Genomic DNA, 17,720 nt, shown 5'->3' on the forward strand with positions numbered 1-17,720 from the left:
AAAAAGACATAAGCGAATTTCTTCGTTGGCTTGCTTCTCCGCTGCTCATGTATTAGGATAAGGATCTTCTGCTAAACCCGCCCACGTCCTGTGGGCAACGCAGAAGTCAGTACATCCTGTACAAGTCCGCTGCTCGAAGCTGCGCCGCCTCGAACTTCTTGGTCCTTTTTATCCTCCTTTTTGAACACTATTTTTTGGAAGAAGGGATTTCATTATGTTGCGAGAATTATCGATAAAAAACTTTGCTATTATTGATGAAATCGTTGTTTCCTTTGAGAAAGGATTAACGGTTTTGACGGGGGAAACAGGTGCTGGTAAATCCATTATTATCGATGCCATGCAATTATTAGTGGGTGGCCGCGGTTCAGCCGAATTTGTCCGTCACGGAGAAAAGAAAGCAGAACTTGAAGGTTTATTTGATATCGCACAAGATCACCCAAGCTATCAACAAGCCCGTGAATTTGGAATTGATATAGAGGATGGAATGCTTATTTTACGCCGTGAAATATCTCATAATGGAAAGAGCGTATGTAGAATAAATGGTAAACTCGTCACCATCTCCATTTTACGTGAAATAGGAAGCACCCTTATTGATATTCATGGCCAACATGAGCATCAAGAGCTCATGAATGAATCGCAACATCTTTCTTTGCTTGATCAATTTGGTGGGGATAAAATTGCGAATGCTTACAAAAATTATGAAGAAATCTATGCAAAATACACGAAAACCCTTAAGCAACTACGTGATCTTAAATTGAATGAACAACAAATTGCGCAGAGGTTAGATCTGTTACAATTCCAATCGCAGGAAATCCAGAATGCCGAATTAAAAATAGATGAAGATGAGCAATTAATGCAAGAAAGAAGACAATTAGCAAATTATGAAAAAATATACGATTCCTTAAAAGCTGCCTATGATGGTCTCCAAGGAGAGATAAGTGGCTTGGATTTTATTGGACATGCTATGGGGCATTTAGAGAGTGCTGCAGAGTTAGATGAACAATATTCGGAGTCTTATGAAACCATAGCAAACAGCTATTATTTGCTGGAGGATGTGGTTGCTCTCCTAAGGGATAAATTGGAAAGTATGGAATTTGATCCTGACAGGTTAAATGAAGTCGAAAGTCGATTACATGAAATCAACCAATTGAAAAGAAAATATGGAGCAACGATGGAAGAAATTCTTGAATATGGAGCAAAAATCGAAGAGGAAATGGAGTCCTTAACAAATCGTGAGGCAAGAATGGAGCAACTGGAAAGAAAAATAGAATCGATCAAAAAGGATTTATATATTGAGGGCGAATATTTAAGTAAATTAAGAAAACAGAGCGCCGAAACGCTATCTACCAGTATCTACCGGGAATTAAAAGAACTTTATATGGACAAAACTGTATTTAAGCCTGTTTTTAAATCAGATGCAGTCGATCAAAAGGAATTTCGAAAAGATGGTTTAGATGAAGTGGTTTTTTATATTTCTACAAATCCTGGAGAACCGTTAAAACCTTTATCAAAAATTGCGTCAGGTGGAGAATTATCAAGGATCATGTTAGCATTAAAAACCATCTTTTCTAAACATCAAGGGATTACCTCGATTATTTTTGATGAGGTGGATACAGGTGTCAGTGGTAGGGTCGCTCAAGCCATTGCCGAAAAAATATTTCAAATTTCCCTTCACTCTCAAGTTCTTTGCATTACTCATTTGCCTCAGGTAGCAGCCATGGCTGATACGCATTTTTGGATTTCGAAGAAGGCAGAATCAGGAAGAACGAAGACTCAATTAACCATTTTACAAAAACAAGAAAAAATAAATGAAATTGCCAGAATGATTTCCGGTGCAGAAACGACAGAATTAACGAAAGAGCATGCAAAGGAATTATTGGAAATTGCTGGGAAGCTAAAATAAGTTCAAGGAGGACAAAAAAGTCCAAGAAGTTCGAAAACAAGCCAACAAAGAAGTTCGTAGTGTCATTTTACCGGACTTTTTGCATCCTCTTAAAAAAAACTTGAAAAGCTATCCTATATTGGACAGCTTTTTTACTTTCTTCCACTTATAAATAGCGGGCAAGGAGGCTAAATTAAAGATGTGGGCTAGAAAGCGAGGAGAGTGAAAAGTACATGCACGATTGGTTTAGAAAAGCGATAGGTGGAATTCTCCTTGTTTCACTTTTAATGTTATGTTTTAGCAAACCCGTTCATCAATTCATCCAAATACCAGGAAACATCACTTTATTTGAGGGCCAAGAACAATCGATTGCGAAAGCCAGTGCCATGAGCGTGACAGACTCAAACGGCGAAAATGTCTCCCTAAAGGAAAGCAGAGAGGCCATTTATTTGGAAGGCAAACAGCCTGGCGCAGATCAATTGGTTTTAGAATTCGCCGGTATTCCGATAAAAAAAGTGGATGTTAACGTCTTAAAAGATCTAAAGGTGTATCCTGGCGGCCAGTCGATAGGTGTTAAGCTAAATACCCTTGGTGTTTTGGTTGTAGGACATCATTTAGTCTATGCAGGCGGAGAGAAGCGATCTCCTGGTGAAGAAGCAGGGATCCAAACAGGCGATATTATCACCAAAATAAATGGAAAAAAAATTAATAATATGGCTGAGGTAGCTCCATTTGTGAATGAAGCTGGCAAAAAGAATGAACCATTGGATATTTCCATTCAGAGAGGAGAAGAGAAAATTGACACATCTCTTCAACCTGCTATGGATGATAAAGAAAAGACATATAAATTAGGCTTGTATATACGTGATTCAGCGGCAGGAATTGGAACCATGACCTTTTATGAGCCAAAATCAAAAAAATATGGTGCATTAGGACATGTCATTTCAGATATGGATACAAAAAAGCCAATTGTTGTCGATGATGGACAAATTGTTAAATCAACCGTTACAGCGATTGAAAAAGGAAAAAATGGTACTCCTGGAGAAAAATTAGCTCGGTTTTCCGCTAACCGTGAAGTGATTGGTAATATCACGACAAATAGTCCGTTTGGCATTTTTGGGAAATTAAGTAAATCCATAACCAATGGCATTATGGATAAGCCACTCCCGGTTGCAGTAGCCAATCAAGTAAAAGAGGGACCAGCTCAAATTTTGACTGTAACAGATGGCGATGAGGTCGAAGCTTATGATATTGAAATCGTAAGCACGATCCCTCAGAAATTCCCGGCTACAAAAGGAATGGTATTGAAGATAGTAGATCCCAAATTATTGAAAAAAACGGGAGGAATCGTTCAGGGAATGAGCGGAAGTCCCATTGTTCAAGACGGTAAAATAATTGGCGCTGTCACCCATGTATTTGTGAATGACCCAACCTCAGGGTATGGTGTTCATATTGAATGGATGTTACATGAAGCGGGTATCAATATATATAAAGACGATATGGAAAAAGCTAGCTGAGGGTGCGCAATTGTGCGTTCCCTTTCTTTTTTGTTGCAAATCTAAAGAAAATTCGACAAAAGGATCGAGGTAAGTCGAATAAGGGCGAAAAATTAAGAAAAACAGAGGGAATGTAAGATTTTATAAAAAAATCGATAAATATAAAGGATTTCTAAAATCTTTGGCGTATTTATCTATTAGTGTCAAAATAAGGAATTCGCTATATAGGAGGAAATAAATTTGAAGAAAATTAAAGTGTGTATTGTGGACGATAATCGGGAATTAGTTGGACTATTAGAAGAGTATATTTCTGAACAGGAGGATATGGAAGTTGTAGGAACGGCACATAACGGTCAAGATTGTTTAGGTCTGTTAGAAGATGTTGTACCAGATGTCCTGGTTTTAGATATTATTATGCCTCATTTGGATGGATTAGGTGTGTTAGGAAAACTGCGTGATTCGAATAAGAAGCTCCCTAATGTCATCATGTTAACAGCTTTTGGCCAAGAAGATGTGACAACGAAAGCAGTTGAACTTGGTGCATCCTATTTTATATTAAAACCTTTTGATATGGAAAATTTAACTACACATATACGACAAATTAGTGGTAAGGCAAGTGAACTGAAAAGAAATACAATGCCGGTAAAAAGTAATTCCCACGGAGCAAAACCGGAAAAAAACTTGGAAGCAAGTATAACGTCTGTTATTCATGAAATTGGAGTTCCGGCCCATATTAAAGGGTATTTATATTTAAGAGAAGCGATCTCAATGGTGTATAATGATATTGAATTACTTGGTTCCATTACAAAAGTGTTATACCCAGATATTGCAAAGAAATTTAATACGACAGCAAGTAGAGTGGAAAGAGCTATTAGACATGCGATTGAAGTAGCTTGGAGCAGGGGAAATGTCGATTCGATTTCAGCGCTATTTGGCTATACTGTAAGCATGTCAAAAGCGAAACCAACCAATTCTGAGTTTATTGCGATGGTTGCAGACAAGTTAAGATTAGAACACAAGGCTTCATAACTTTAGTTAACTCATTAGAATTCCTTGGTTTGGAAACCCTTTACAACGGTGGTGAGAAAAATGACGATCATATTAGCCCATCGAGGGTCATCAGGAACGAAACCAGAAAATACGATGGAAGCTTTTATAGCGGCAGAGCAATCTGGTGCAGATGGTATAGAACTTGATGTTCAGTTAACCTCAGATGGAGAAATTGTCGTGATTCATGATACCACTGTTGATCGAACAACAAATGGTAGTGGGCTTGTAAAGGATTTTACATTAACATCCTTACAAAAATTAAAAGCGAATGATCATTTTAAGCATTTTTTTAAAAAGGCAAGTAGAATTCCAACCCTTATAGAAGTATTTGAATGGATGAAAGATAATACATGTGTTTGTAATATTGAATTAAAGAACAATATCATTCCTTACGAAGATTTGGAAAAGAAAGTGGCCACCCTTATTCGCAAATACTCTTATGAGAAGCGAATGATTATTTCGTCCTTCAACCACTCTTCCCTTCAAAAAATGAAGGAAATTTGCCCAACAGTTGAAACAGCCCCTTTATATAATCAACTTTTATATAAACCGTGGGAATATGCATCAACTTTAAAGGCAAGTGGGATTCATCCGAAATTAAGAATCATGACAGATGATATGATTAAGACCACGATGGAATTTGGTGTTCGTGTACGACCCTATACGGTGAATAAAAGGAAGGATATGAAAAGATTATTTCAACTAAATTGTTCTGCTATCATAACAGATTATCCAGAAAAGGCGGTAAGATTAAAGGAGAGGATGAAGTAAGACGTGAATCCATAAACAGGCGCAATCTGAATGGTTCGATTTCAGGTTGCGCCTGTTTATTTTTTACTTTACGATTTTATCCCTCTTATTAAATCGTCTTTGTACTTTATTTCTTTTGCGATCACGGTGTAGAATAAACCCAGCAATAAATCCTAATCCAATCACAAAGAAGATCAGGCCACTTAGAAATTGCAGCCATAGAACCGGAAAAGGCTTCTGCAAGATACCAAAGAGCATATCACGCATTAATTTTATGCCATAACCTGCTAGAATACCGGGGATTACTAATAAAGTGAGTGCCACGATTCTTCCCATATATAGACTCCTTTTACATTTCCTATATAAAAAAATCATAGTACACCTTAAAGATTTGTCAAGCAGCGGCCTTTTCGTTACAATAATAAGGTAGCAATTATGATTAGGTCTCAAGATAAGGTCTTAAATAGGATGTTCAAAAAGTCCGGTAAAAAGACATAAGCGAATTTCTTCGTCGGCTTGTTTCTTCGCTGCTCATGTATTCAGGATAAGGATCTTCTGCTAAAACCGCCCACGTCCTGTGGGCAACGCAGAAGTCAGCACATCCTGTGCAAGTCCGCTGCTCGAACTGCGCCGCCTCGAACTTCCGATGCACAGGACGTGCTAGTGTCGGCGTTGCTGACAGGACGTCAGCGCCTTTAGCCGACGGGTCCTTTTTATCCTCCTTTTTGAACAAGCACTACTATATATGGAGGGCTTACATTGAAAATCTTTGACTATATGGAAAAATATGATTATGAACAATTATTATTTTGTCAAGATGAAGCATCGGGATTGAAAGCCATCATTGCGATTCATGATACAGCACTTGGACCCGCTTTAGGTGGGACAAGAATGTGGACATATGAATCAGAGGATGCGGCGATTGAAGATGCTTTAAGATTGGCAAGAGGCATGACATATAAAAATGCAGCGGCTGGTCTTCCATTAGGTGGGGGCAAGACGGTGATCATGGGTGACCCGAAAAAGGATAAAAATGAAGCGATGTTCCGAGCTTTTGGCCGCTATATTCAAGGTTTAAATGGTCGTTATATTACGGCAGAAGATGTGGGAACGACCGTAGATGATATGGATTTAATTCATGAAGAAACAAATTTTGTGACGGGTATTTCACAGTCTTCAGGTTCATCTGGAAACCCGTCCCCTGTTACCGCCTACGGCTGCTATGTGGGGATGAAAGCTGCAGCAAAGGAGGCATTTGGATCTGATTCTCTTGAAGGAAAATCAATTGCGATTCAAGGAGTTGGAAATGTTTCATTTGAATTATGTCGTTATTTACACAAAGAAGGAGCCTCTTTAATTGTAACAGATATTCGTAAAGAATCCGTCAATCGTGCGATGGAAGCCTTTGAGGCAAAAGCCGTTGATCCAAATGATATTTATGGTGTAGAAGCCGATATTTTTTCTCCTTGTGCCTTAGGAGCAGTTATCAATGATCAAACGATTCCGCAATTAAAGGCGAAAGTGATTGCAGGTTCTGCCAATAACCAATTACAAGATTCCAAGCATGGAGATCTCATTCATGAAATGGGCATTGTCTATGCTCCCGACTATGTGATTAATGCTGGAGGCGTCATAAATGTTGCAGACGAATTATATGGCTATAATCGTGAAAGGGCCTTAAAAAGGGTAGAGACTATCTATACAAATGTAACGAAGGTGATTGAAATTTCAAAGCGAGATCATATCCCTACTTATCTTGCTGCCGACCGTATGGCAGAAGAAAGAATCGAGCAAATGAGAAAATCTCGTGGACAATTCCTTCTCAATAATAAGCATATTTTAGCCAATAGAATCTAGTTTGTGTGAATGTTTTATCGATACTGTAGATACGGGAGGGAGATAGAAATGGCTGCTGAGTATGATTTAGTCATTTTAGGAGGCGGAACCGGTGGGTATGTCGCTGCCATTCGTGCTTCCCAGCTTGGCTTGAAAACAGCGATCGTAGAAAATGACAAACTTGGTGGTACATGCTTACATAGAGGTTGTATTCCAAGTAAAGCAATGCTTCGTAGTGCGGAAGTTTTTTCCCTTGCCAAAAGAAGTGGTGAATTTGGAATAGAAACTAATCAGGTCAGCCTGCAAATGGAAAAGGTCCAAGAAAGAAAAAGGAAGATTGTGGATCAATTATATCATGGCGTTCAACAGCTTATTCAAAAGGGAAATATTGATGTGTATTATGGAACGGGGACTATTTTAGGTCCTTCCATTTTTTCCCCGTTGCCTGGGACCATTTCTGTTGAATTAAAAGATGATAATGAAATGCTGATTCCTAAAAATTTAATCATTGCAACAGGATCGAGTCCACGCACCTTACCAGGACTAAACATAGATGGGGAAACAGTGCTAACGTCCGAAGATGCTTTAGAAATATCCGATTTACCTAAATCGATCCTAATTATTGGCGGTGGAGCGATTGGCATTGAGTGGGCCTCTATGCTTGCAGATTTTGGTGTAGAGGTAACCGTTTTGGAATATGCCAATCATATTCTTCCAAGTGAAGACCAAGACATATCAAGGGAACTCACAAAGGCATTAAAGAAAAAAGGAGTTCAAATTATAACGGGTGCAAAGGTTTTGTCTGAAACCATGGAAATGGAAAATGAGGAAGCTACGATTAAAGTGGAAAAGAATGAAGAAGTGAAAAGTTTTTCGGCTGAAAAAATTCTCGTTTCTGTCGGGAGAGAGGCTAATATTTCCCAAATCGGGTTACAAAATACAGATATACGCCTTCAAAATCATTATATCCAGGTAAATGAGATGATGCAAACACAGAATTCTCATATTTATGCGATTGGTGATGTTGTTGGAGGACTTCAACTCGCTCATGTAGCAGCACACGAAGGAATTTTAGCTGTTGAACATATGGCGGGATTGAACCCAGATCCGATTCGTTATGAGCACGTACCAAAATGCGTGTATAGTCACCCTGAGGTCGCTAGTGTGGGTTTGACAGAAAGAGGAGCTTTAGATCAAGGATTGCAGATTAAAATAGGGAAATTTCCTTTTTTAGCCAATGGCAAAGCCCTTGTTTTTGGTGATACAACTGGTTTTGTTAAAATCATCGCAGATCAAGAAACGAATGATCTATTGGGAATTCATATGATCGGTCCAAATGTCACTGATTTAATTTCGGAGGCAGGATTAGCACGTGTGTTAGATGCCACACCATGGGAAGTTGGAACAATGATTCACCCTCATCCATCATTAAGTGAAACAATTGGCGAAGCAGCGCTGGCTGTGGATCATTCAGCCATTCATATATAACGTTTAACATTATAGGGAGGGATTGAAATGGCAAAAACTCGACACGCTGAACTCGGGATTAGTGATGAACAAGCTTTAGAAATATATGAAACAATGCTGATGGCAAGGCGATTAGATGAACGAATGTGGCTTTTAAACCGGGCAGGGAAAATTCCTTTTGTTGTTTCTTGTCAAGGACAGGAGGCCGCACAAGTTGGCGCAGCCTTTGCCCTTGATCGTAGGAGAGATTATATTTTGCCTTATTATCGTGATCTCGGTGTCGTTCTTCCATTCGGAATGACACCGACAGACATCATGCTTTCTAGCTTTGGTAAAGCAGAAGACCCTAATTCAGGCGGAAGGCAAATGCCTGGGCATTTCGGTCAAAAGAAAAATAGAATTGTCACAGGGTCATCTCCTGTTACGACGCAAGTTCCTCATGCAGTGGGAATTGCTTTGGCCACTCAAATGGAAAATAAGGATCTTGTGACGTTTGTGACTTTTGGAGAAGGGTCGTCTAATCAAGGCGATTTTCATGAAGGGGCTAATTTTGCAGGGGTTCATAAACTGCCGGTTATTTTTATGTGTGAAAATAATCAATATGCGATTTCGGTTCCTGCCCATAAGCAGCTTGCTTGTGAGCGTGTTTCAGATCGAGCACAATCCTATGGAATGCCAGGGGTAACGGTTGATGGGTTAGATCCATTGGAGGTCTATCAAGTGGTAAAAGAAGCGGCAGACAGAGCCAGGCGAGGAGAGGGTCCTTCCTTAATTGAAACGATGACCCATCGCTTTACAGCCCATTCTTCTGATGATGACCAGAGCCGTTACCGTTCAACCGATGAACTGGAAAAAATGCAAACGGAAGATCCTATTATGTTTTTCAAACAGTATTTAACGGATAATGGTTTGTTGGATGAAGCCGTTGATAAAGAAATAAATGACCGTGTCATGAAGCAAGTAAATGAAGCAACGGAATATGCAGAAAATGCGCCATATCCGGACCCAAATACGATATTAAATTTCGTGTATGCAGCGGAAACACAGGGGGAATAAAATCATGGCAGTCCTATCTTATATTGAAGCTGTCACCTTGGCTATGAGAGAAGAAATGGAACGAGACGAAAAGGTCTTTATTCTTGGAGAAGACGTTGGGAAAAAGGGGGGTGTCTTTAAGGCTACCCAAGGTCTTTATGATCAGTTTGGTGAAAAAAGAGTCATTGATACCCCGTTGGCTGAATCAGCCATTGCAGGTGTTGGAATTGGGGCAGCGATGTACGGATATAAACCCATTGCGGAGATGCAATTTGCCGATTTCATTATGCCGGCCATCAATCAAATTATTTCCGAGGCAGCGAGAATACGTTATCGTTCCAATAATGATTGGAGTTGTCCACTCGTCATTCGTGCACCTTATGGGGCAGGTGTTGGGGGTGCTTTATATCACTCTCAATCTGTAGAAGCGATTTTTGCCAATCAACCTGGTTTAAAAATCGTGATGCCTTCCACTCCCTATGATGTGAAAGGATTATTAAAGGCAGCTATTCGCGATGAGGATCCTGTCCTGTTTTTTGAACATAAAAGGGCTTATCGGATGATTAAAGGTGAGGTTCCGACAGAGGATTATGTTTTACCGATTGGAAAAGCTGATGTGAAACGAGAAGGTAATGATATAACGGTCATTACTTACGGGCTTTGTGTGCATTTTGCCTTACAAGCGGCCGAACGTTTAGCAGCCGAGGGAATAGAGGCTCATATTCTTGACTTAAGAACGGTTTATCCGCTTGATCAACAAGCGATTATAGAGGCAGCCTCTAAGACAGGTAAAGTATTACTTTTAACAGAGGACAATAAAGAAGGTAGTGTCATGAGTGAGGTTGCGGCCATTATTGCTGAACATTGTTTGTTTGAACTAGATGCTCCAATTATGAGATTGGCTGGGCCAGATGTTCCTGCAACGTCTTTCGCCCCGACGTTAGAAAAACACTTCTTGATCGATCCTGACAAAGTCGAAAACTCAATGCGGGAGCTAGCTGAATTTTAACGCAATAAGGAGGGTTACATCTTGGCAACGGAAAACATCACCATGCCCAAACTCGGAGAAAGTGTAACGGAAGGAACGATTAGTCGATGGCTCGTACAAGCTGGCGATCGAGTGGATAAATATGACCCGATTGCGGAAGTCATGACAGATAAAGTGAATGCAGAAATTCCTTCCTCTTACAGGGGTGTGATTACTGAATTGATCGCAGAAGAAGGAGTCACCTTAGCGGTAGGCGAAAAAATATGTACGATTGTGACCGAAAACCAAAATGATGCACAAAATCAACCAGAGACAAGCGTAGAGGCAGGTGCGAAGCGGGAGGATCAGGCAAATATGAGTGAACAAACTGAAAAATCACAAAAACTAAGATTTTCACCAGCTGTGCTGAAGCTGTCTCAAGAGCATCAAATTGATTTATCACAAGTCGTTGGGACAGGCCAAGGTGGACGAATTACAAGAAAAGATATTTTGAAAAGGATTGAAACGGGTGCTGTACCTAGTTCGTCTGTAGAAACAGTCTCATTGGAAAAACCACAACCAGAAAAAGAGCAGTCTCAGAGGCCAGCCAATATTCAAGCGGGAACGGGGGATATTGAAGTCCCAGTATCGAATGTCAGAAGGGCGATTGCGACTAAAATGGTGCGCAGTAAGCAGGAAATTCCCCATGCTTGGATGATGATTGAGGTTGATGTCACAAAGCTTGTCCAATACCGTGATTCCTTAAAAGAAGGGTTTAAACAAAAAGAAGGCTTTAATTTAACATATTTTGCTTTCTTTATTAAAGCTGTCGCTCAAGCCCTTAAGGAATATCCAATGATTAACTCCATGTGGGCAGGAGATAAGATTATCCAAAGGAAGGATATTAATATTTCGATTGCCGTTGCAGCGGGAGATGAATTATTTGTTCCCGTGATTAAACATGCCGATGAAAAATCGATAAAAGGCATTGCAAGAGATATCGCTGATCTTGCCAAAAAAGCAAGAACAGGAAAACTGACCAATGAGGATATGGAAGGCGGAACCTTTACTATCAATAACACAGGTTCTTTCGGCTCTGTTCAATCGATTGGCATTATCAACTATCCACAAGCAGCGATTTTACAAGTCGAATCGATCATCAAACGTCCCGTTGTCCTAAATGAGGGAATTGCCATCCGTGATATGGTCAATCTTTGCATTTCATTGGACCACCGGATATTGGACGGCTTAATTTGCGGACATTTTATGCAACGGATTAAAGAAATTCTGGAAAATATCCCAAAAGAAAATACATCCGTCTATTAGGAGAATCAGAGCAGGTGGGGAAAAACCATCTGCTCTGTTTATGTAATAAAGATTATTTAAGGATGTCGTAATAAGACAATTTACCAGTACATAAGCTTTTTTAGTAGAATTTCCTCTTTAGTTTCTTTAATATTATAAGTATTTAAATGAAATGTGTCCCTACGTGCAATTTATGCTATGATAATAAGAGAGAAATTATACATACTCTCATTCTCCAAACCAAAACTTAACTTATAAAAAATTGCAGGTTTAAAAGATGGTTAAAAAGTAATGGAAGAAATAATTAATTGTAAAAATATAGATGCTGGTTATTCTGGCATATGTATAATAAGAAATATGGGGGGATAAACGTTATGGAAAATGAAATTTTAAAATCGATTCAGACTATGTCAGAAGCTTTCACAAATGAATTGAAATCTTTAAAAGAAGAAGTTAAATCAGGATTTGAAAAAGTAGATTCTCAATTAAACGAAGTTAATTTAAGGCTCGATAAAATTGAGGGTCAAATGGAAGGAATTGGCGACCATTTTGAAATTATGAACAGCCAAAGAATTGAAGTTTCAGAAGATATTATCATTATGAAAGATAAATTTGAAAAATTAGAACGAGATGTAATTTTGATGAAACATCGTTCTTAGAAGGGAGAAGGTTGTCTCTTTTTTGTTCCCTAAACTATGAAAAGAGTAAAGTTATCCTCATTCCTTTATATTCCGAAGGTCTCATTTAACTTTTCTTTATCATTATTTTTCATTTAAAACATCCTCGAATCTTCGGGCTGAATCTACATCATCGAAAAAACTGGTTATATTGACTTTTACTTATCGGAGCATTTTGGGGATTTCACCGATAAGTGAATATACAATTTGTTTAAAAATATTGACATTGTTTTAATTACTAATAGTAATTATAGATAACGCTTTCATTTAGTGTGATTCACGGTGGTTCTTCACCTTTTGGTTATGCTCAATAGCGATCCTATTCTAGATGAAGTAGAAAGGAAAAACTTGGTGACCGTTTATGAAGCCTTACATACACTGATAGATGCTTATTTTCTATCCACGGTGGTCTAAAACCACCTACTTTTAGTAGTATATCTTTCAGTCGGCTTTAGCCGAAATTACTCGTTGGCGGTTTGTCCGCCTACGAAGAACCTCCGTACTTTAGTGCGGAGTGGTTTAGTAAAATTAAATTTAATGAATTTACCCTTTTTAAAATTTGATAACAATATTCCTTTTACACAAAAAATGGACAGCATTATCGCTGTCCAAAACATCTAGGGAGTTTAGGGGTATGGATCTAGATGTAGTATTAGTATTACCCACTGTATGGATAAATAAACCTTTTTTCAAAAAAACTGATCATTTGCCTAAAAGGTGAGAAAACTGCTATGATATGTAAGCAGAATGCTTGTGTAAAGGAGTGGAAATGAATTGAGTATGGACTTTAATCTTTATATGAATGATGTTGTGACTCAGGCACGAGAAGATATGGAAAGAGCAGGTTATACACAACTTACAACGCCTGAAGAGGTAGAAGAGCAGTTAACACAAAAAGGGACAACACTTGTCATGATTAATTCGGTTTGTGGATGTGCCGGTGGAATTGCTCGTCCAGCAGCCGCCCATGCGATCCACTATGATAAACGTCCTGATCGACTTGTGACCGTATTTGCCGGACAAGATAAAGAAGCTACAGCAAAAGCACGCAGTTACTTTACCGACTATCCACCATCTTCTCCATCCTTTGCCTTGTTAAAAGACGGAAAAATATGCACGATGGTAGAAAGACATGAGATTGAAGGCCATGATCCAATGTCCGTTGTAAACAAACTACAACAATATTTCGATGAATATTGTGAAGAAGTTTGATCCTTATTCCCTAACATGTGTTTAACGCATATTAGGGTTTTTTGTTTATATATATTCAATATAAATGCCGAGTGTATGGATGGTGTAACTCTAACACAAGCTAGAACTAAAAAGGGTGTTAGCGTTGAAAATAATGATGATCATTTTCCTTCTGCTCCATTCACCGTTTTGGCCGATGGATGCCACGCTATTACCGGGGGATTCGCTCATAATTGTCAATAAGCGTACCAATGAGCTCGCTTGGTTTGATGAAGGCCAAATGAAAATGATGACAAAGGTTGCGACTGGGAAAAACAAGGATTGGACACCGGAAGGCTTATTTACGATTACGGTAAAAGCGAAAAACCCTTATTATCGAAAACTGAATATTCCTGGAGGAGATCCGCGTAATCCACTTGGTTCCAGATGGATTGGCTTCGATGCTAAAGGAACGAATGGTCGTATTTATGGATTGCATGGGACGAATCAGCCAAACTCAATCGGAAAATATATCTCTCAGGGATGTATTCGATTAGATAGAGATCCCCTTGAACTTTTATATGATCAAATTTCGTTGGGAACAAAAATATTGGTCACAAATTCAACCTTATCATTTGAACAACTTGCCCAATCGCAAGGAGTATTATAAAAGGTGAGGTACACAAAATGTCCTCACCTTTCTTCAAAGGGAAGAAAGTATAAGTTTTTTAGATATATCTTTTTGAGCTAAGGCTTTTGATGTCTAGCTCCAGGCGCCATCGGCTCGAGGTCAAATAACCTGAGCTAATGAAAGGCAAAGAACGCCTTTCTTTGGCTCAGAACATTTGCTTGTCGCCGATAGGCGGGCGCCTTGCGCTTTTCTTATTACAAAAATGATAGTCCCGCTATAATGGTTGTAGCAATCATAGAAAAGAGCATGAGATAAACTACGATTTTTTGGAGTTTTTTATTGGACATTTCTCAGCACCTCATCGTTATTACTTTATCTACATTTTAGCCGGAAATACAAAAGGATACAAGCGTATTCTTTTAAATAATAAGTAGTTTCATTTGCCTTTATGTACATAAATAGTGTTAAAATTGTTGTATATACAAAAATTTCATAAGGACAGTTTTGGAGGTATTAGTGATTATGGTAAACAATGAACGAATAGTAAATGAATTTTTAGAGCTGGTACAAATTGATTCAGAAACAACGCAAGAAGCTGAGATGGCTCAAGCATTAAAAGAAAAATTTTCAGATCTTGGTCTTGAGGTATTGGAAGATGACACGATGGAGCAAACGGGGCATGGTGCAGGAAATTTAATCTGTACATTAAAGGGAAATAAACAAGGAGTAGATCCGATCTATTTCACCTGTCATATGGATACAGTTGTTCCAGGAAAAGGAATTAAGCCAACAATTAAGGATGGTTATGTTGTAACAGATGGAACAACTATTTTGGGGGCAGATGATAAAGCCGGGATCTCTGCCTTGTTAGAGGCCATTCGTGTGCTTCAAGAACAAAATATCGAGCATGGTGATATCCAATTCATTATTACAGTAGGAGAAGAATCAGGTTTGGTAGGGGCAAAAGCATTGGATCCAAAACTCTTACAAGCTAAATATGGATTTGCCCTTGATAGTGATGAAAAGGTAGGAAATATCATTGTTGCGGCCCCAACTCAAGCAAAAATTACAACCCATATATATGGAAAAACGGCTCATGCTGGAGTGGCGCCTGAAAAAGGAGTTTCAGCGATTACGATTGCAGCAAAAGCCGTTGCAAAAATGCCATTAGGGAGAATTGACGAGGAAACGACAGCAAATATTGGCCGGTTTGAAGGGGGAAAGGCAACAAATATTGTCGCAGATGAAGTATTTGTATTAGCTGAAGCACGCTCTCTTGTACCTGAGAAAATGGAAGCGCAAGTGGAAGCGATGAAAAGTGCTTTTGAAGAAACAGCTAAAGAAATGGGTGGATCTGCCGATACAGTTATTGACATTATGTACCCTGGATTTAAATATTCCGATGGGGATCTTGTCGTAGAAATAGCGAAAAAGGCAGCCAAAAAAGTGGGGCGTGAACCAAAACTATTACAAAGTGGCGGAGGCAGTGATGCGAATGTTTTCGCAGGCTTTGATATTCCTACAGTCAATTTAGCTGTCGGTTATGAAGAGATTCATACAACCAATGAAAAAATGCCGATAGAAGAATTAAGTAAATTAGCAGAAATCACAGTAGCCATTATTGAGGAAGTAGCTAGTCGTTAGACTTTGGGAATAGGAGGACGGCTGAGTTATCCACCGTCCTTTATTTCTTGGCCGTTGTGATCTACATCCTATACGCCTTCTGTTGATGAAAGGATTGTGAAGAAAAGTGTCCATAACAGCCGTTATTTTTAATGCAGGGAAAGAAGAATATGCCATTCCTGTGCAGTATGTCGTTTCTATTGACAAGATAGAAAAAATCGATCCGACTCCTCATTTACCTGTGTATATGAGGGGGGTAGTCAAGTCAAGGGGAGAGTCTATTCCCGTCTTAGACCTCGCAACCATTTTATATGAAAGCGTAACCCCAATGGATATGGAGGCACGTTTACTCGTTATTGATACGGAGGAGCTTTCATATGGATTATTTGTTCATGAAGCAAAAGAAATTTTAGAAATTCCTTCTGACACACTGCGGCAAGTGGAACTTGTTTCCTATCAGAAAACAAAGTATTTCTCTTCTATAGCCATTTTACAAGATCGATTGATTACCATGATTGATCCAGTGGAATTGCTCCATGTATTAGATGGTCTGAAGGAAATCAAAGATTATATGGTCGAACTACGACAGGAAGCATAATCGCGTACTTTCTTTATTTAGAGGATGATAAATGTGCAACAGTTCTATCCTAAAAAAGGACGAGTTATTTTGCATGTGGATATGAATAGCTTCTTCGCTTCTGTAGAGATGGCCTATGATCCATCATTGAAAGGCAAGCCTTTAGCTATTGCCGGAGATGAAAAACAAAGGAGGGGAATCGTTGTCACCTGCAGTTATGAGGCTCGGAAATTTGGTGTGAAAACGCCCATGCCCCTCTGGGAGGCGAAAAAGCTTTGTCCAGAATTAACGGTGAGAAAACCGAATTTCGATCGTTACCGAAAGGCCTCCCAAGCGATGTTTGAAGTATTACGAAATATTTCTGATCTAGTGGAGCCGGTTTCGATTGATGAAGGATATATAGACATCACAGCTTGTCAAGAACTGGGAAATCCAATGGAAATAGCTGATCGCATTCAACGGAGTTTACTCAATCAGCTCGATTTACCCTGTAGTATCGGCATTGCTCCGAATAAGTTTTTAGCCAAAATGGCTTCGGATATGAAAAAGCCACTTGGGATTACAATTTTACGCAAAAGAGATGTACCCCATATACTTTGGCCATTGCCTGTCGTTGAAATGCATGGGATTGGTGAAAAAACCGCCATGAAACTGGAAGCTATTCACATCCATACAATTGGCGACTTAGCTAGAGCAAATGATATACAGCTCCGTGCCTCCCTGGGTATTCGCGGATTACAGTTGAAGGAACGTGCGAATGGAAGGGACACGCGTGCGGTGGATCCAGAAGCAGCGGCAGAAAATAAAAGTGTAGGAAATTCTGTGACCTTGCCAAAAGACCTTGCGATTCAAGCTGAGTTGCTTTCTGTGCTTGATAAATTATCTAAAAGTGTGTCAGAAAGAATGAAAAGAAAAGGCTATTTAACGATGAATGTGGCGATTACCATTCGTTACAAGGATAGAAAGACCATTACAAGAGGGAGAAAATTACGGAATCCACTGATCAAGGCTGAAGATATTTTCCGGGAGGCAAAAAGCTTATTTATTGTCAACTGGAATGGTGATCCTGTTCGACTCCTCGGTATTACGGGTATGGATCTAGTGGAAGAAGACCAAGCCTATGAACAGTTAAACCTTTTTACATTTGAAAAAGCGGCTAAAAGTGAGCCGCTTCACGAAGTAATAAATCAACTTCGGGATAAATATGGAAAGTCCGTCCTGAAAAGAGGAAAGGATATAAAGTGAAACAGTGGG

Annotated in this window: 17 protein-coding genes; 15 read left to right on the forward strand and 2 right to left on the reverse strand. The window is 39.2% G+C overall.

Annotated elements, in window-relative coordinates:
- Positions 1–214 precede the first annotated feature (214 nt).
- From recN to MUB24_RS00305, 4 genes are all read left to right on the forward strand, one after another.
- A complete protein-coding gene (gene recN / locus MUB24_RS00290) occupies positions 215–1,903 on the forward strand; it encodes a DNA repair protein RecN (protein WP_244699676.1) in 1,689 nt (562 codons plus the stop codon).
- A 212-nt stretch (positions 1,904–2,115) separates the two neighbouring features.
- Entirely contained in the window at positions 2,116–3,399 is a 1,284-nt protein-coding gene (gene spoIVB / locus MUB24_RS00295; RefSeq protein ID WP_244699679.1) for a SpoIVB peptidase, read from the forward strand.
- Between the two features lie 219 nt (positions 3,400–3,618).
- A complete protein-coding gene (gene spo0A / locus MUB24_RS00300) occupies positions 3,619–4,407 on the forward strand; it encodes a sporulation transcription factor Spo0A (RefSeq protein ID WP_244699682.1) in 789 nt (262 codons plus the stop codon).
- 60 nt (positions 4,408–4,467) lie between these two features.
- Positions 4,468–5,199, forward strand: a complete 732-nt coding sequence (locus MUB24_RS00305) for a glycerophosphodiester phosphodiesterase (RefSeq protein WP_244699684.1) — start codon at positions 4,468–4,470, stop codon at positions 5,197–5,199.
- A 63-nt stretch (positions 5,200–5,262) separates the two neighbouring features.
- Here MUB24_RS00305 and MUB24_RS00310 read toward each other — a convergent pair whose 3' ends face one another.
- Positions 5,263–5,514, reverse strand: coding sequence for a DUF2627 domain-containing protein (locus MUB24_RS00310; protein WP_244699687.1), 252 nt, complete (start codon positions 5,512–5,514; stop codon positions 5,263–5,265).
- Between the two features lie 423 nt (positions 5,515–5,937).
- On the opposite strand from MUB24_RS00310, the gene MUB24_RS00315 reads away from it, so the two are divergent.
- The 8 genes from MUB24_RS00315 (at position 5,938) to MUB24_RS00350 (ending at position 14,305) form a co-directional block, all read left to right on the forward strand.
- Positions 5,938–7,035 (forward strand): Leu/Phe/Val dehydrogenase, encoded by a 1,098-nt coding sequence (locus MUB24_RS00315; RefSeq protein WP_244699690.1) that lies wholly within the window; start codon positions 5,938–5,940, stop codon positions 7,033–7,035.
- 48 nt (positions 7,036–7,083) lie between these two features.
- Positions 7,084–8,502 (forward strand): dihydrolipoyl dehydrogenase, encoded by a 1,419-nt coding sequence (lpdA, locus tag MUB24_RS00320; RefSeq protein ID WP_244699692.1) that lies wholly within the window; start codon positions 7,084–7,086, stop codon positions 8,500–8,502.
- Positions 8,503–8,529: 27 nt separating this feature from the next.
- Positions 8,530–9,537, forward strand: coding sequence for a thiamine pyrophosphate-dependent dehydrogenase E1 component subunit alpha (locus tag MUB24_RS00325; RefSeq protein ID WP_244699696.1), 1,008 nt, complete (start codon positions 8,530–8,532; stop codon positions 9,535–9,537).
- Positions 9,538–9,541: 4 nt separating this feature from the next.
- Positions 9,542–10,525 (forward strand): alpha-ketoacid dehydrogenase subunit beta, encoded by a 984-nt coding sequence (locus tag MUB24_RS00330; RefSeq protein WP_244699698.1) that lies wholly within the window; start codon positions 9,542–9,544, stop codon positions 10,523–10,525.
- A gap of 21 nt (positions 10,526–10,546) precedes the next feature.
- A complete protein-coding gene (locus tag MUB24_RS00335; RefSeq protein WP_244699701.1) occupies positions 10,547–11,809 on the forward strand; it encodes a dihydrolipoamide acetyltransferase family protein in 1,263 nt (420 codons plus the stop codon).
- A 353-nt stretch (positions 11,810–12,162) separates the two neighbouring features.
- Positions 12,163–12,447, forward strand: coding sequence for a hypothetical protein (locus MUB24_RS00340; RefSeq protein ID WP_244699704.1), 285 nt, complete (start codon positions 12,163–12,165; stop codon positions 12,445–12,447).
- A 792-nt stretch (positions 12,448–13,239) separates the two neighbouring features.
- On the forward strand, positions 13,240–13,677 hold the full coding sequence (locus MUB24_RS00345; RefSeq protein ID WP_244699706.1) for a BrxA/BrxB family bacilliredoxin: 438 nt from the start codon (positions 13,240–13,242) through the stop codon (positions 13,675–13,677).
- Between the two features lie 133 nt (positions 13,678–13,810).
- A complete protein-coding gene (locus tag MUB24_RS00350; protein WP_244700492.1) occupies positions 13,811–14,305 on the forward strand; it encodes a L,D-transpeptidase in 495 nt (164 codons plus the stop codon).
- Positions 14,306–14,520: 215 nt separating this feature from the next.
- Here the strand turns inward: MUB24_RS00350 and prli42 are convergent, their stop codons facing one another.
- Positions 14,521–14,613, reverse strand: a complete 93-nt coding sequence (prli42, locus tag MUB24_RS23130; protein ID WP_280516807.1) for a stressosome-associated protein Prli42 — start codon at positions 14,611–14,613, stop codon at positions 14,521–14,523.
- 175 nt (positions 14,614–14,788) lie between these two features.
- Here prli42 and MUB24_RS00360 point away from each other — a divergent pair, with 175 nt between their 5' ends.
- From MUB24_RS00360 to MUB24_RS00370, 3 genes are all read left to right on the forward strand, one after another.
- A complete protein-coding gene (locus MUB24_RS00360; protein ID WP_244700497.1) occupies positions 14,789–15,910 on the forward strand; it encodes a M20/M25/M40 family metallo-hydrolase in 1,122 nt (373 codons plus the stop codon).
- A gap of 106 nt (positions 15,911–16,016) precedes the next feature.
- Positions 16,017–16,487 carry a chemotaxis protein CheW gene (locus tag MUB24_RS00365; protein ID WP_244699709.1) on the forward strand — a complete coding sequence of 157 codons (471 nt, stop codon included), beginning with the start codon at positions 16,017–16,019 and terminating at the stop codon, positions 16,485–16,487.
- 33 nt (positions 16,488–16,520) lie between these two features.
- On the forward strand, positions 16,521–17,711 hold the full coding sequence (locus MUB24_RS00370; protein ID WP_244699712.1) for a DNA polymerase IV: 1,191 nt from the start codon (positions 16,521–16,523) through the stop codon (positions 17,709–17,711).
- The last annotated feature ends 9 nt before the right edge of the window (positions 17,712–17,720 follow it).

The organism is Lederbergia sp. NSJ-179, from assembly GCF_022867885.1.
Lineage (GTDB): Bacteria > Bacillota > Bacilli > Bacillales > Bacillaceae_C > Lederbergia.

Coding starts and splice junctions, on each gene's coding strand:
- MUB24_RS00360 (WP_244700497.1), top strand. CDS start 14,789: ATGGTAAACAATGAACGAATAGTAAATGAATTTTTAGAGCTGGTACAA.
- lpdA (WP_244699692.1), top strand. CDS start 7,084: ATGGCTGCTGAGTATGATTTAGTCATTTTAGGAGGCGGAACCGGTGGG.
- prli42 (WP_280516807.1), bottom strand. CDS start 14,613: ATGTCCAATAAAAAACTCCAAAAAATCGTAGTTTATCTCATGCTCTTT.
- MUB24_RS00350 (WP_244700492.1), top strand. CDS start 13,811: ATGATGATCATTTTCCTTCTGCTCCATTCACCGTTTTGGCCGATGGAT.
- MUB24_RS00330 (WP_244699698.1), top strand. CDS start 9,542: ATGGCAGTCCTATCTTATATTGAAGCTGTCACCTTGGCTATGAGAGAA.
- MUB24_RS00325 (WP_244699696.1), top strand. CDS start 8,530: ATGGCAAAAACTCGACACGCTGAACTCGGGATTAGTGATGAACAAGCT.
- spoIVB (WP_244699679.1), top strand. CDS start 2,116: ATGCACGATTGGTTTAGAAAAGCGATAGGTGGAATTCTCCTTGTTTCA.
- MUB24_RS00340 (WP_244699704.1), top strand. CDS start 12,163: ATGGAAAATGAAATTTTAAAATCGATTCAGACTATGTCAGAAGCTTTC.
- MUB24_RS00305 (WP_244699684.1), top strand. CDS start 4,468: ATGACGATCATATTAGCCCATCGAGGGTCATCAGGAACGAAACCAGAA.
- recN (WP_244699676.1), top strand. CDS start 215: ATGTTGCGAGAATTATCGATAAAAAACTTTGCTATTATTGATGAAATC.
- MUB24_RS00310 (WP_244699687.1), bottom strand. CDS start 5,514: ATGGGAAGAATCGTGGCACTCACTTTATTAGTAATCCCCGGTATTCTA.